Annotated in this window: 9 protein-coding genes and 1 pseudogene; 5 read left to right on the forward strand and 5 right to left on the reverse strand. The window is 60.3% G+C overall.

Annotated elements, in window-relative coordinates; translation table 11 throughout:
- Positions 1-150: 150 nt before the first annotated feature.
- The 3 genes from ACRESH_RS03825 (at position 151) to ACRESH_RS03835 (ending at position 6,519) form a co-directional block, all read left to right on the forward strand.
- Positions 151-2,397 carry a FepA family TonB-dependent siderophore receptor gene (locus ACRESH_RS03825; RefSeq protein ID WP_431740697.1) on the forward strand — a complete coding sequence of 749 codons (2,247 nt, stop codon included), beginning with the start codon at positions 151-153 and terminating at the stop codon, positions 2,395-2,397.
- 233 nt (positions 2,398-2,630) lie between these two features.
- Positions 2,631-3,242, forward strand: coding sequence for a response regulator (locus tag ACRESH_RS03830; RefSeq protein WP_431740698.1), 612 nt, complete (start codon positions 2,631-2,633; stop codon positions 3,240-3,242).
- Positions 3,243-3,249: 7 nt separating this feature from the next.
- Positions 3,250-6,519, forward strand: a complete 3,270-nt coding sequence (locus ACRESH_RS03835; RefSeq protein WP_431740699.1) for a transporter substrate-binding domain-containing protein — start codon at positions 3,250-3,252, stop codon at positions 6,517-6,519.
- Between the two features lie 25 nt (positions 6,520-6,544).
- On the opposite strand, the gene ACRESH_RS03840 is transcribed toward ACRESH_RS03835, so the two are convergent.
- From ACRESH_RS03840 to ACRESH_RS03850, 3 genes and pseudogenes are all read right to left on the reverse strand, one after another.
- Positions 6,545-7,039 (reverse strand): methyl-accepting chemotaxis protein, encoded by a 495-nt coding sequence (locus ACRESH_RS03840; protein ID WP_431740751.1) that lies wholly within the window; start codon positions 7,037-7,039, stop codon positions 6,545-6,547.
- A 42-nt stretch (positions 7,040-7,081) separates the two neighbouring features.
- A pseudogene (locus ACRESH_RS03845) lies at positions 7,082-7,945 on the reverse strand (PAS domain-containing protein); the annotation flags it as partial.
- A 15-nt stretch (positions 7,946-7,960) separates the two neighbouring features.
- Positions 7,961-8,980: a LacI family DNA-binding transcriptional regulator gene (locus ACRESH_RS03850; RefSeq protein ID WP_431740700.1), complete on the reverse strand. Its 1,020-nt coding sequence runs from the start codon at positions 8,978-8,980 to the stop codon at positions 7,961-7,963.
- Between the two features lie 206 nt (positions 8,981-9,186).
- Here ACRESH_RS03850 and ACRESH_RS03855 point away from each other — a divergent pair, with 206 nt between their 5' ends.
- Together ACRESH_RS03855 and ACRESH_RS03860 are read left to right on the forward strand one after the other, a co-directional pair.
- Complete coding sequence (locus ACRESH_RS03855; RefSeq protein WP_431740701.1) at positions 9,187-9,726, forward strand: gluconokinase; 540 nt, start codon at positions 9,187-9,189, stop codon at positions 9,724-9,726.
- Between the two features lie 97 nt (positions 9,727-9,823).
- A complete protein-coding gene (locus tag ACRESH_RS03860) occupies positions 9,824-11,176 on the forward strand; it encodes a GntP family permease (protein ID WP_431740702.1) in 1,353 nt (450 codons plus the stop codon).
- 21 nt (positions 11,177-11,197) lie between these two features.
- Here ACRESH_RS03860 and yiaY read toward each other — a convergent pair whose 3' ends face one another.
- A complete protein-coding gene (yiaY, locus tag ACRESH_RS03865; protein ID WP_431740703.1) occupies positions 11,198-12,346 on the reverse strand; it encodes an L-threonine dehydrogenase in 1,149 nt (382 codons plus the stop codon).
- 81 nt (positions 12,347-12,427) lie between these two features.
- The gene (ilvA, locus tag ACRESH_RS03870; RefSeq protein WP_431740704.1) at positions 12,428-13,990 is read right to left on the reverse strand and encodes a threonine ammonia-lyase, biosynthetic; all 1,563 of its coding nucleotides are present in this window, start codon (positions 13,988-13,990) and stop codon (positions 12,428-12,430) included.
- Positions 13,991-14,315: the final 325 nt, after the last annotated feature.

Genomic DNA, 14,315 nt, shown 5'->3' on the forward strand with positions numbered 1-14,315 from the left:
GATTCAGAGCCTTCGTTCCCGATCCGTTAATATTTTATTTTCCGCCTGAACGCTTTACATGCTAATGCTAATCCTTATCATTCTCGACGCCTCGAGCAAGACCTATTTGTCCCAGGTCCCGCTCACCCTTTGTTCAAGGAGACTTTTGACATGGCGTCGCGCTTCAACCTCAGCCCCTTGAGTATTGCCTTGCTGGCAACACTGGGCTCCCCGAGTCTCAATGCTGCTCCCCTGCAACTGCAACCCGATGAAGTCCAGATCCAAGCAACCGACCTTCCGGTCGATGGCACCCGCCAAGCCATCGAGCTGGAAAACACCAAAGTGCTGGGCACCGCCGAAGAAGAGCTCAAACAAGCCCCAGGGGTGTCGATCATCACCGCTGAAGACATCAAGAAACGCCCGCCAGTCAACGACCTTTCCGACATCATCCGCCGCGAGCCTGGGGTCAACCTCACCGGCAACAGCAGCAGCGGCGCCCGCGGCAACAATCGGCAGATCGACCTGCGCGGCATGGGTCCGGAAAACACCTTGATCCTCATCGACGGCAAGCCGTCCACCTCACGCAACGCCGTACGCTATGGCTGGAGCGGCGACCGTGACACCCGCGGCGAAACCAACTGGGTACCAGCCGAGGAAGTCGAACGCATCGAGATTCTTCGCGGCCCGGTCGCCGCGCGGTACGGTTCCGGGGCCATGGGCGGTGTGGTGAACATCATCACCAAGCGCCCGACCCAGGACCTGCGCGGCTCCATGACCCTGTACAGCATGCTCCCCGAGGACGATGCCGAAGGCACTGGCAAGCGCATCAACTTCAGCCTGAGCGGACCGCTCACCGACAGCCTGATCTTTCGCGTCTACGGCAACCTGAACAAGACCGACGCCGACGACATGAAAATCAACTCGGCACACCAGGCCTATGAAGAATCCTTGATGGCCGGCCGTGAAGGCGTGCGCAACAAGGACATCAACGGCCTGCTGAGCTGGAAGATCGACCCGGCCAACACCGTCGACCTGGAGTCAAGCTACAGTCGCCAGGGCAACATCTTCGCCGGTGACACCATGCTCAACGCCGGCGGCGAATTCGTCGAAAGCCAGGTCGGCAAGGAAACCAACGTCATGCAACGCTCCAGTTTCGCCGCGACCCATCGCGGCGACTATGACTGGGGCAGCTCGACCGCGTCGCTGTCCTATGACCTGACCCGTAACGACCGCCTCAATGAAGGCCTGGCCGGCTGGGGCGAAGGTGCACCGTCCGGCGGTGCCGGGCGCTTTGAATCACGTCTGCGCAACACCCGCGCCACCGGCGAGGTCAACCTGCCGCTGAGCGTCGGCCTTGAGCAAGTGCTGACCCTGGGTGGCGAATACCTTTACGAGTCGCTCAACGACCCAGGCTCGCTGCGCCCGCAAGGCTATGACCCGGGTGCCGAACTGCCGGGCTTCGACCGCTCCCAGACCAAATCCACAGCGCACAGCTTCGCCCTTTACGCCGAGGACAACATCGAAGTCGGCGAGAACACCATCGTCACTCCCGGTCTGCGCTACGACCATCATGAAGACTTCGGCAGCAACTGGAGCCCGAGCCTGAACGCCTCGCACCAGATCACCGAAGCCCTGAGCGTCAAGGGTGGTATCGCCCGTGCCTACAAGACCCCGAACCTGTACCAGGCCAACCCCAACTACCTGCTGTACAGCCGTGGCGGTGGCTGCAACTCCAGCGAAGTCAACAATGGCGGCTGCTACCTGCTGGGCAACGCCAACCTCGATCCGGAAACCAGCATCAACAAGGAACTGGGCCTGGCCTACGACAAAGGTACCTGGCGCACCAGCGCGACCTACTTTCGCAACGACTACAAGAACAAGATCGAGGCCGGCAACCAGACCTTGTTCCGCCTGCCCAACGGCCGCCGCATCCTGCGCTGGGAAAATACCGGCAAGGCGGTGGTGCAAGGGGTGGAAGGCAACCTGTTCATCGCGCTCACGCCGAGCCTGGACTGGAATACCAACTTCACCTACATGATCGAGTCAGAAGACAAGAAAACCGGCGAACCGCTGAGCATCATCCCCGAGTACACGGTCAACTCCACCCTGGACTGGAATGCCACTGACAAACTCTCGTTCCAGCTCAACGGTACCTACTATGGTAAGCAGGAAGCGCCCAGCTACAATGCCCGGGCCAACGAAACGCTGGACCCCAAGGTACAAAAAGATGTCGACCCCTATGGGCTGGTCGGTATCAGCAGTGGCTATGAATTCAACAAGCACCTGAGCGTGCGCGTCGGGGTCAACAATCTGTTCGACAAGCGTCTGTACCGCGAGGGAAATTCTGACGAAGCTGGCGCTTTGACCTACAACGAAGCCGGTCGGGCCTACTACGCGTCCTTCACCACATCGTTCTAAAAACCTAGAGCGGGCCGTACATTACTGTGTCGGCCCTGTCTGGACTCAGCTCGATAAGAGCCCAACGGCTGTAGGAATTTTCGTCAGAAATATCCGATTAATTCAACACAGCTATACTCCTCGTACTATCGTTCCTTGATTCGACGTATTGTTGGCGCGCTTCCGGCCCTGGCCAGAGCCGCCTTCCTGAATGATTCGGGAATTTGCTTACATACTCGACAAGGAGCTGAACATTGACCTCTGTGTTGATAGTTGACGACCACTCCACCGTCCGCTTTGCCGTGCGCATGTTGCTCGAACGCGAGCACTTCACCATCGTCGGTGAGGCCAACGACGGTAAAGTTGCAGTACAGTTGGCCCGCGAGCTGCGCCCTGATGTGGTGATACTCGACATCGGTCTACCAGATATTGACGGCCTGAATGTGTTGAAGCGCTTGCAACTGCTCGAACCTGCGCCGCGCGTCATGGTGTTGACCGGTCAACCCGCCAATTTGTTTGCCCGGCGCTGCCTTGACGCTGGCGCCTCGGCATTCATGCGCAAGGACGAAGACCTTGAGGCCTTGGTGAGCGTGCTGAAAGCCATGATCAAGGGCTACTCGACCTTTCCTGACCTGTCGACACGCCACGGCCCGCTGCTTAACGAGCAGCAGCGCCTGGAAAAACTCTCCGACCAGGAAATTGCGGTACTGCGGCTGCTGGTAAACGGGCAGTCGAATAACGACATCGCCGAGTGCATGCACCTGAGTGCCAAAACTGTCAGCACCTACAAGACCCGGATCCTGGAAAAGCTGGAACTGCGTTCATTTGTGGAGCTGGTCGATCTATCGCGACGTCATTCGATCTGAGCCTGTCATGAACCTGCTCAAGGTCTCGCTGCTGGGTTGCCTGCTAAGCCTGCAGGCACTCCCCGCACGCGCCGTAGAAGTAGCTGAGCCTCGCCAGCTACTGGCCCGTTCGATCAGCAGCACGGCTCTGAAACTGTCAGCCGAAGACAGCAATTGGCTCAAGCACAAGCAGCACTTGCTGCTCGGCACAAGCGTGCCGGATTACCCTCCGTTCGATATCAATACCAGCAAAAGCGACTATGAAGGCCTGACCGCCGACTATGCCGGACTGATCAGTGAACTGTTAGGCATCCCGATCAAGGTCCAACGTTTTGCCGACCGGGCCCAGGCCATTGCTGCGCTGCATGCCGGGCAGATCGATCTGCTGGGCAGTGCCAATGCCTTCGAGGCCGCCGACGCGCAACTGGTGCTTAGCCACCCTTATACCGACGACCAAGCGGTGATTGTGATCGGCTCGGGTAAAACCCTGGGGGCCAACGACAAGCTCGAAGGGCTACGTCTGGCCATGGTCGATCATTATCTGCCCGAAGCGGCGGTTACTGCACTTTACCCGCAAGCCAAGCTTCGGCTGTACAGCTCCAACGTGGCGGGCCTCTCGGCCGTGTCACTGGGACAAGCCGACGCCTTTCTCGGCGATGCCGTCAGCAGTGATTATCTGATCACTCGTGTCTACCTGGGCAGTGTGCAGATCGATCACTTCATCAAGAACTTGCGAGGTACCTTTGGCTTTGCCGTGTCCCGCAACAACACCACCTTGTTACGCCTGGTCGATCAAGCGCTGGACTCCATCGGTGACAATGACCGTTTGAATATCCTGCGACGCTGGACCAGCGGTAGCACCCGGGTGCTGCTCAGTCGCAGCAGCTTGAGCCTGAGCGCCGCTGAGCATACCTGGATCACACAACACCCGCGGGTCCGGGTGGCGATCAACAAACACTTTGCGCCCTTGAGCTTTTACGATGAGGGTCATCAGTTTCGCGGCATTACCGCCGATGTCCTTGATCAGATCAGTCTGCGTACCGGTCTTAAGTTCGACGTTCATGTCGTCGACTCGATGGTGGAAATCATCAAGCAGGTCGAACAAGGCAAAACCGATATCGCCGGTATGCTGTCCCCCACTCCGGAACGCGAAGTCACCCTGCGCTTCTCCCGCCCCTACCTGATCACCCCACGCGTTCTGGTCACCCGCACCGATAACCATACCCTGCACAGTACCGAGCAACTCAAGGACAAGCGCCTGGCCGTGATACGCGGTTTTTTCCCGTTCGAGCTCCAACGACAGGTGCGTTTTCCTCGCACCACGCTGGTACAAGTCGATAATCCACTGTTACTGATGGAGTCTGTGGCGCAGGGCAAGGCCGATGCGGCCTTGAGCTCACAGATCAATGCCGCCTATTTTGTCAACCGCATGTTCAAGGACCGACTGCAGATCGCCTCGATCTTTGGCGACCAACCCGGCATTGCCGCCTTTGCCGTGGCCCGTGACGCCACACTGTTGCACTCGATCCTCGACAAGGCCCTGCTCAGTATCCCCCCCGACGAGATGACCGAACTGGCTGGCCGCTGGCGAACCAATGCGTTGATCAGCGACAGTCTCTGGTACAACTACCGCGGGCTTATCCTGCAGATCCTGCTGGGCGCCGGTGTGCTGATCGCCGCGGTGATCATCTGGAACCGCTACCTGCGCATACTGATCCGCCAACGCAGCGAAGCCGAGCAGGCCCTGCAACTTGAACTGGGTTTCAGCAAGCGCCTGCTCGAAGAGCTGCGCCTGGCCAAAGAGCAGGCCGAAGACGCCAGTCGTGCCAAAAGTACCTTCCTGGCAACCATGAGCCATGAAATCCGTACGCCGATGAATGCCGTCATCGGCCTGCTCGAACTGGCCATCAAGGACGCTGAACAGGGACGCGCCGACCGCGCCTCCTTGCAGGTGGCGTTTGAATCGGCCAATGGCATGCTGGAGCTGCTCGGCGACGTTCTGGACATCGTCCGTATCGAATCCGGGCACATGACCCTGGCGCCACAGCCTACGGACCTCAATGCCCTGATCTCCGCCACCGTCCGCGTGTTCGAAGGCAACGCCAGGCTCAAGGGGCTGAGGCTGGAAACCGATTTACAGCCCACTGAACACCTGGTGGCTGTCGATTCGCTGCGCCTGAAACAGATCCTCTCTAACCTGGTGAGCAATGCGATCAAGTTCACCGACCAGGGTAGTGTCAAGGTCAGCCTTCAACTCAATGACAGCCAGGCAGGGCAACTACAGGTCCTGCTCGGGGTCGAAGACAGCGGCATCGGTATCAGCGCCCAAGACCAGCAACGACTGTTCCAGCACTTTGCCCAGGTCGGCACGCAAACGACCCGCCAGGGTACTGGCCTGGGCCTGATAATCAGCCGCACCCTGTGTGAACTCATGGGCGGTCAGTTGAACCTGCTGAGCGCCCCGCAACAGGGCACACGTGTCCATGTCACGCTGACCTTGCCCCTGGCCGAACCTGTACAGCACAACGACAGCAGGCCAACGGCGACAGACAACGCCATGCCGGCGCAGTCCATTCTGGTGGTGGACGACTACCCCGCCAACCTGATGCTGCTCGAACGCCAGCTGACGGTACTTGGCCATCGGGTCAGCCAGGCCAGCGACGGACAGCAGGCCCTGGCGCTGTGGCAACAGAACGACTTTGACACGGTCATCACCGATTGCTACATGCCCGGCATGGACGGGCATCAGCTGGCCCGCCAGATCCGTGCCCACGAGCGCCGACTGCAGCGGCCTGCCTGCCTGATTCTCGGCCTGACCGCCAATGCCCAGGCCCAAGAGCGCGAGCGTTGCCTGGCCAGCGGCATGAACGATTGCCTGTTCAAGCCGATCGGGCTGGCTGAACTGCGTCGCCATCTGCAGGCCACGAACACTCAGACAGCGCTGGCACAAACCGCCGAAGAAGATTTACACGCCAGCGGCTTCGACATAGACAACCTCCAGTTCCTGACGTTGGGAGACTCCAGCCTGATCCATCGGTTGAAAGGCGAACTGGCCCGCAGCAACCATGAAGACCTCAACGCCCTGCGCGACCTTGGCCCGCAGCCTTCGCGCGATACCCTGCGCGCCCTGGTCCACCGAATCAAGGGTGGGGCCAAAATGATCAAGGCGCGCGGCGTGGTGCGCAATTGCGAAGCCCTGGAGCAGGCCAGTCTCGGCGATGCCTCGAACGACCAGCTCAAGGCCTTGCTGGATACCTTGGAGCAGAGCCTGCTGACCCTGGAAAAACAACTGACCTAACCCGCGTCCGTGAGTTGAAGGGCACTCAGTGCAACTGCAAGGTCGAGTTGATCTGACTGATGGCATCGACTACGTGCCGGGAGCCCTGCTGGATTTCCAGGATCACCTCCCCGGCCTCATTGGCCAGCTCCACGCCAATCCCGGTCCGGCTCAGGCTTGATTGCATGCTCGCTACAGCGGTCAACGACAGGTCGTGGTTCTGGCGCACCACCTCGACAATTTCCAGGGTCGCCTTGCTGGTGCGCGCCGCCAGGTTACGCACCTCATCGGCCACAACGGCAAACCCCCGACCGTGCTCACCGGCCCGTGCCGCTTCGATGGCCGCATTGAGGGCCAGCAGGTTGGTCTGGTCGGCAATGCCACGAATGGTCTGCACGATCTGCCCGATCAGTTCCGATTGTTTGCTCACCGCATCGATACTGCGCGCGGCCGCATTGAGGTTCTGGGAAATCTCTTCGATCACTTGCACGGTCTGTTGCACCACCTGAGAGCCCTTGCGCGCGCAGGCATCATTCTGCACAGAAGTGGCATGCGCAGCCTCGGCGGCCGTCTGCTGGGTGCTGACCTGGGAGGTAATATCACTGGCGAACTTGACCACTTTGAACAACCGGCCCCGGGTGTCGAAGATCGGGTTATAGGAGGCTTCCAGATAGACCATCTGCCCCAGTTTGTTGACCCGTTCAAAGCGGTGCGAGTGGTACTCGCCACGATTGAGCGAGGCCCAGAAGGCCTTGTAAGTCGCCGACTCGCTTTCGCTCTTGTGGCAGAACAGGCTGTGATGCTGGCCGACAATCTCTTCATGACGGTAACGCATGGTGTCGAGAAAGTTCTGGTTGGCCTTGATCACCCTGCCGTCCGGGGTGAACTCGATCATGGCCATGGAGCGGCTGATGGCATTGATCAGGCTGTCGCTCTCATGCTCATCCTGCACCCGGCGGGTGATGTCGGAGGCCACTTTGATCACGCTGGTGACCTGCTGCTGTGGCCCGAACACAGGCATGTAGCTGGCTTCGAGCCAGATCTCGCGACCTTGCTGGTCAATCCGGGCGAAAGTGCCGCTCTGCGGCTCGCCGCGGGCCAGGTCTCGCCACAAGCGCCGGTAATCTTCGCTGTTGGCATAGTCTTGCTCACAGAAAATCCGGTGGTGCTTGCCGCGGATCTGCTCAAGGCTGTAGCCCGTGGCCTTGCAGAAGTTGTCGTTGGCTTCAAGGATGATCCCGTCCGGACTGAACTCGATCATCGCCATGGAGCGGCTGATAGCGGCCAACTTAGCGTTGATTCCGGCCAAAACCCGGTTGCATTGCTCAATTTCGACCAGATCGGACTTGCGATGAAAATCGAACATCGTACTGCCCTCCATGCCAAGGTGTTGCTGAGCATAGATCGACTCCGACGCCGTGCAAGCACTTTGATATCGCCCCCCCATTGAGGGGGGCGGGGCTCAGCTACTTTCGCGGACCATCAGTTCAAAGCCCAGGTCCTGGTTGTGCACCGTGCCACGCTTGCCGTCGAGCAAGCCTAACAGTGCCTGGGCGGCGCAACGGCCGATGGCCGCACGCGGAGTGCGTATCGAGGTCAGGCGCGGGACCATGTGCGCCGAGGCCGGAAGATCGTTGAAGCCAACCATGGCCACCTGCTGCGGCACCTTTACCCCCAGGCGCAACGCTTCGAGAATCGCGCCCTGGGCCAGGTCGTCGTTGCAGAAGAAAATTCCGTCGACATCCCCATGCTCTGCCAGCAACTGCCTGAACAACTCGCCGCCCAGGCCGATGGACGACGGCTGCGGCGACAGCACCTGCAGCTCACCGGCATAGCGACCCGCCTCAACCAAGGCCTGGCGAAAGCCTTCGGCACGTTGCATCACCCGCGGGTCGAGTTGTGCGGCAATGAAACCCGGGCGCTGGCAACCGCGCTCAAGCAGATGCCGGGCCGCCGCTGCACCGGCCTGCTGCTGGGAAAAGCCCACCGACATGCCTTGCTCCTGCACACCCAGCTCCATCATGTGCACACAGGGGACACCACTGGCACTGAGCATCTGCTTGGCCGCCTCGCTGCGGTCGAAACCGGTGAGCAGCATGCCACGCGGCTGATAGGCCAGGTAGTTGCGAATCAGCTTTTCTTCTTCGGCGATATCGTAGTGATAGTTACCGATCAGCACTTCAAGTCCGCGGGGCCGCATGACTTCGTGGACGGCCTCCAGGGTCTCGATGAACAACTGGTTGGACAGCGACGGGATCAGCACCACGATCGACTCGCTCTGGGCCGAGGCCAGCGCCCGGGCAGCGGGGTTGGCGACATAACCCAGGGTGCTTGCAGCCTGCTTGACCTTCTCGACCAGTTCCGGGGCAACCGTGCTGACCCCGCGCAAGGCACGCGAAGCGGTAATCGGGGATACCCCGGAAAGCCTGGCCACTTCAGCCAGGGTGGGACGACCGGTAGTGCGGGAGCCGATGCGGGTCATGGGAATTTTATTTTCGACTTGCAAAGAATAGGGAACGGGCACTAAGGTAGCGCTGTCTCAGAACACAGGCAATGCATAACTGCAGTTGACCTGAAATGAGCATCCAGACTGCTGAATACAAAATCAATAACATCTGGGTAAGAAGCGCCCGAGACTTATCTCGTCCCGGTCAAAGATAGCGCTATCTTACCCTGCAGGAGGTACCGATGAACCCACCCCTGTCCGCAATCGTGGTAATGGGCGTAGCTGGCTGCGGCAAGAGCTACGTCGGTGCCGCCATTGCCGGCTTAAGCGGCGGCCGCTTGATCGAAGGCGACGACTTCCACCCTGCTGCCAATATCAACAAGATGAGTGCTGGTATTCCCCTGAACGATGACGACCGTGCCGGTTGGCTGATCCGTTTGGGTGATGAACTGCAAGCCACCCTCAAGTCCGGTGAACGCCCGATCCTCACCTGTTCGGCGCTGAAAAAGCGTTATCGCGACGCCTTGCGCCATGCCGTCCCGGACCTTGGCTTCGTCTTCCTCGACCTCACCCCAGAAGAAGCCAGCCGCCGGGTGCTTGCCCGTCCCGGGCACTTCATGCCGGCCAGCCTGATCGACAGCCAATTCGCCGCCCTCGAACGCCCCAATGGTGAAGCCCTGACCCTGCCGCTGGATGCCACCTTGCCGGTGGATCAACTGGCGCTGCAGGTCGACCAGTGGCTAAAGCCCTGCGGTGAATCGGTGCTGGCGCGAACTGCCTGATCAGGACGTTTTCCGGCTCACCAAAGATAGCGCTGTCTCGCCACATAAATGCGGCAAATGCTCCACCCACAACAATGACAAGATGAGGCACTGAACCATGTTCGGTTTGGCAACTGATACCTACCTGCTGCTCGATGCGCTAGTCACCATCGTCGGCCTGGTGCTACTGATCACCCACTTCAAGGTCCACCCCTTCGTCGCGTTGACCCTGGCAGCCGGTTTTCTCGGCCTGACCTCAGGCATGCCGGTGGCCAAAGTAATGAAATCCTTCCAGGACGGCTTTGGTGGCGTGCTTGGCTTTGTCGGTATCGTCCTGGCCCTGGGCACCATGCTCGGCAAGCTGATGGCCGACTCTGGCGGCGCCGACCAAATCGCCCAAACCCTGATCCGTGCCTTCGGTAAACAGAAAGTGCACTGGGCAATGATGTTCGCCGCTTTCCTGGTAGGCATACCGCTGTTCTTCGAGATCGGCTTCGTACTGTTGATCCCCCTGGTGTTCATCGTCGCCCGACGTTCTGGCGTGTCGCTGATCAAGATTGGTATTCCGCTGCTGGCCGGGCTGTCGGTGGTCCATGGTCTGGTGCCGCCACATCCGGGCCCGCTACTGGCCATTGGCATTTTCAATGCCGATATCGGCAAGACCATTTTCTATGGCCTGATCGTCGCCCTGCCCACTGCGATCATTGCAGGTCCGTTGTACGGCAACTTCATCTCCCGCTACATCCCGGGATCACCGTCCCAGGAACTGATGGACCAGATCGCCCGCGAGTCCGAGCAGAAAAACCTGCCCAGCTTCGCCGTGACCCTGATCACCGTGCTGTTGCCGGTGTTTCTGATGCTGCTGAAAACCTTCGCGGACGTGGTGCTGCCGGCTGAACACATCGTGCGTCAATGGATGGACCTGATCGGCCACCCGATCAGCGCCCTGCTCGCAGCGCTGTTGCTGGCGTTCTACACCTTTGGCGCGGCCCGCGGCTTCTCGCGCCAGCAGATCATGAAACTGCTCGACCAAAGCCTGGCGCCAACCGCCGCCATCGTTTTGATCGTCGGCGCCGGTGGTGGCTTCAAGCAGATGCTGGTGGACACCGGGGTGGGCAATGTCATCGGCCAGATGGCCGTGCATGCGCAGATTTCGCCGATCATGCTGGCCTGGCTGGTGGCGGCGGTGATTCGCATCGCCACGGGGTCGGCGACAGTGGCGACCATTACCGGTGCCGGGATTGTGGCGCCCGTGATCGGCATGATTCCGGGGGTCAACCGTGAGTTGCTGGTGCTGGCGACTGGCGCGGGCTCGTTGATTCTGTCCCACGTCAACGACGCCGGTTTCTGGTTGGTGAAACAGTACTTCAACATGACCGTGGCCGAGACCTTCAAGACCTGGAGCATGATGGAGACTATCCTCTCGGTGGTCGGCATCATCTTCATCATGCTGTTGTCGCTGGTGGTCTGAAGCCCACTCCCACAGGTATGGTCAGAATGCCGCCTTGAAGATCCCCTCGATCTCCACCTGACTGGCCACCCGCGGGTTAGTCAGGCCACAGGCATCCTTCAGCGCATTGCTGGCCAAGGTTGGCACATCCTCTTCTTTTGCTCCCAGAACCGCCAACCCTGCCGGGATATCAATGTCCCGCGACAGGGTCTCGATAGCAGCAATCGCTGCATCACTGCCCTGCTCCACACTCATGCCAGACACATCCACCCCCATGGCCTTGGCCACATCACGCAGCCGCGCGGCACTGACCTTGGCATTGAAGCGCTGCACATGCGGCAGCAGCACGGCGTTGCACACGCCATGAGGCAGGTCGTAGAAACCGCCCAACTGATGAGCCATGGCATGCACATAACCCAGTGAGGCATTGTTGAAGGCCATACCGGCGAGGAACTGGGCGTAGGCCATGTTCTCCCGCGCCTGCAAGTCGCTGCCATCGGCCACGGCCTGGCGCAGGTTTTCACTGATCAGCTCGATGGCCTTGATTGCACAGGCATCGGTGATCGGTGTGGCGGCTGTGGACACATAGGCCTCGATCGCGTGAGTAAGGGCATCCATCCCGGTCGCCGCGGTCAAGCCCTTGGGCATGGCCGCCATCAACGCCGGGTCGTTGACTGACAACAATGGCGTGACATTGCGGTCAACGATGGCCATTTTCACGTGGCGCGCCTCGTCGGTAATGATGCAGAAGCGGGTCATTTCACTGGCCGTGCCGGCTGTGGTGTTGATGGCAATCAGCGGTAGCTGCGGCTTGGCCGAGCGGTCGACACCTTCATAATCACTGATATGCCCGCCGTTGGTGGCGCACAGGGCAATGCCCTTGGCGCAGTCATGGGGCGAGCCGCCACCCAGGGAGATCACGCAATCGCAGCGCTCGCGCTGCAATTGCGCCAAGCCTTGCTCGACGTTGGCGATACTGGGATTGGGTTTGGCGCCATCGAAGATCGATGAGTCGATGTCGCGCATCGCCAGCAGTTCGGCGATGCGCTCGGCGACACCGGCCTTGGCCAGACCGCTGTCGGTGACGATCAGCGCCTTGCGCAATCCGTAGCCGGCGATGGCGGCCATCGCTTCGTCGAGACAATCGATGCCCATGATGTTGACGGCGGGGATGAAGAACGTGCTGCTCATGACGAAACCCTCGTGCAATATCCATTGCCTTGAGGATCCGCCTCTATGCCCCGCCCCGTGTTGATCTGGGGCAAACCTTGCTCAGCCGAGGAACAGTCGATAGGCCGGGTTGTCGGTTTCATCCCAGTAGCGATAGCCCATGGCGTCGAGGGCCTTAGGCAATCCGGCCTGTTCCTCTTCCGGGACCTCCAGCGCGGCAAACACCCATGCTTGCGCCGCACCATGGTTGCGGTAATGGAACAGGCTGATGTTCCAGCGCTTGCCCAGACGCTCCAGAAAACCCAGCAAGGCCCCCGGACGCTCGGGAAACTCGAAGCGCAACACCCGCTCGTGCGCACCCGGTCCCGCATGCCCGCCGACGGTGTGGCGCACGTGCAGCTTGGCCAATTCGTTGTCGGTCAGGTCGAGCACGCTGTAGCCCTGTGCACGCAGGCTGGCCAGCAATTGATCACGAGGGTCGTGCTGCGGGTGGGTCTGCACGCCGACGAACAGTCTGGCTTCCTTGCCCGGGTAATAGCGGTAGTTGAACTCGGTGATCTGCCGTTTGCCCAGGGCCTGGCAAAAGGCGCGGAAACTACCGGGCTGCTCCGGGATGGTCACCGCTATGATCGCTTCGCGCTGCTCACCCAACTCGGCGCGCTCAGCGACATGGCGCAGACGGTCGAAGTTGACGTTGGCACCCGAATCGATCGCCACCAGGGTCTGGCCCCGAACCTGCTCACGGGCGACGTACTTCTTGATCCCGGCCACCGCCAAGGCCCCGGACGGCTCGGTGATCGAGCGGGTGTCATCGTAGATATCCTTGATCGCCGCGCACAGTTCATCACTGCTGACGGTGATCACTTCGTCCACATAGTGCCGGCACAGCTCGAAGCAATGCGCGCCGATCTGCGCCACCGCCACACCTTCGGCAAAGCTGCCGACCTGCGCCAGCACCACCCGCTCACCGGCAAGCATGGCTGCTTGCAGGCAGTTGGAGTCCTGGGGCTCGACACCGATCACCTTCACGTCAGGGCGCAGGTATTTGACGTAGGCAGCGATCCCGGCGATCAATCCGCCACCGCCCACCGGGACGAAGATTGCATCCAGTGCGCCGGGCTGCTGGCGCAGGATTTCCATCGCCACTGTGCCCTGGCCGGCGATCACGTCGGGATCGTCAAAGGGCGGAACGAAGGTTGCGCCTTCGCTGTCGGCCAGTTTCAGCGCATGGGCCAGGGCATGAGGAAAGCTGTCGCCATGCAGCACCACTTCACCGCCACGTGAACGCACCCCGGTCACTTTCAATTCCGGGGTGGTGGTAGGCATGACGATGGTTGCGCACATGCCCAGTTCACGGGCGGCCAGGGCCACGCCCTGGGCATGGTTGCCGGCCGATGCGGTGATCACCCCGCGCGCACGCTGGGCCGGACTCAGGCGACTGAGACGGTTATAGGCGCCGCGGATTTTGAACGAGAACGTCGGTTGCAGGTCTTCACGTTTGAGCAGCACCTGGTTGCCCAGCGTCTCGGACAAGGCAGGCGCGAGCTGCAGAGGCGTCTCGATTGCCAGGTCGTACACCGGTGCAGCAAGAATGCGCCGCACGTAATCGGACAGCAGATTCAGCGACGCGGACGGTGTGCGAGGGCTAACGGTAAGGCTGGTCATCAGTGACTCCTGGTTTTTAAAGTGCCCAGGAGAGAGAGAAAGAACCCGCCTCCAGGGCGGGTTCGGTGCAAGTGCCAGCTAGCCCGCCAAAACGATAATGGCGGTAATAATGCTGTGCTGAGGCGACTGCAGGAATGTGTTCATGTCAGTGAAACTAACGCAGGCGTAGCGACCAAGTCAAGCGGGCTCACGCGCCGATTCGGGCTTTTCTCGACTGGCTGCAAGGTCGATGGAGCCCCTGAAAATCCTCGCCTACAGTTCATTGGACAACCCCGCCATCTGCTGCTTGTATCTAAACCCTACAAGACCGGCAAAAGCGTACAAC

Source organism: Pseudomonas sp. (assembly GCF_050739775.1).
GTDB lineage: Bacteria > Pseudomonadota > Gammaproteobacteria > Pseudomonadales > Pseudomonadaceae > Aquipseudomonas.

Coding starts and splice junctions, on each gene's coding strand:
- ACRESH_RS03825 (WP_431740697.1), top strand. CDS start 151: ATGGCGTCGCGCTTCAACCTCAGCCCCTTGAGTATTGCCTTGCTGGCA.
- ACRESH_RS03835 (WP_431740699.1), top strand. CDS start 3,250: ATGAACCTGCTCAAGGTCTCGCTGCTGGGTTGCCTGCTAAGCCTGCAG.
- ACRESH_RS03850 (WP_431740700.1), bottom strand. CDS start 8,980: ATGACCCGCATCGGCTCCCGCACTACCGGTCGTCCCACCCTGGCTGAA.
- ACRESH_RS03855 (WP_431740701.1), top strand. CDS start 9,187: ATGAACCCACCCCTGTCCGCAATCGTGGTAATGGGCGTAGCTGGCTGC.
- ACRESH_RS03860 (WP_431740702.1), top strand. CDS start 9,824: ATGTTCGGTTTGGCAACTGATACCTACCTGCTGCTCGATGCGCTAGTC.
- yiaY (WP_431740703.1), bottom strand. CDS start 12,346: ATGAGCAGCACGTTCTTCATCCCCGCCGTCAACATCATGGGCATCGAT.
- ilvA (WP_431740704.1), bottom strand. CDS start 13,990: ATGACCAGCCTTACCGTTAGCCCTCGCACACCGTCCGCGTCGCTGAAT.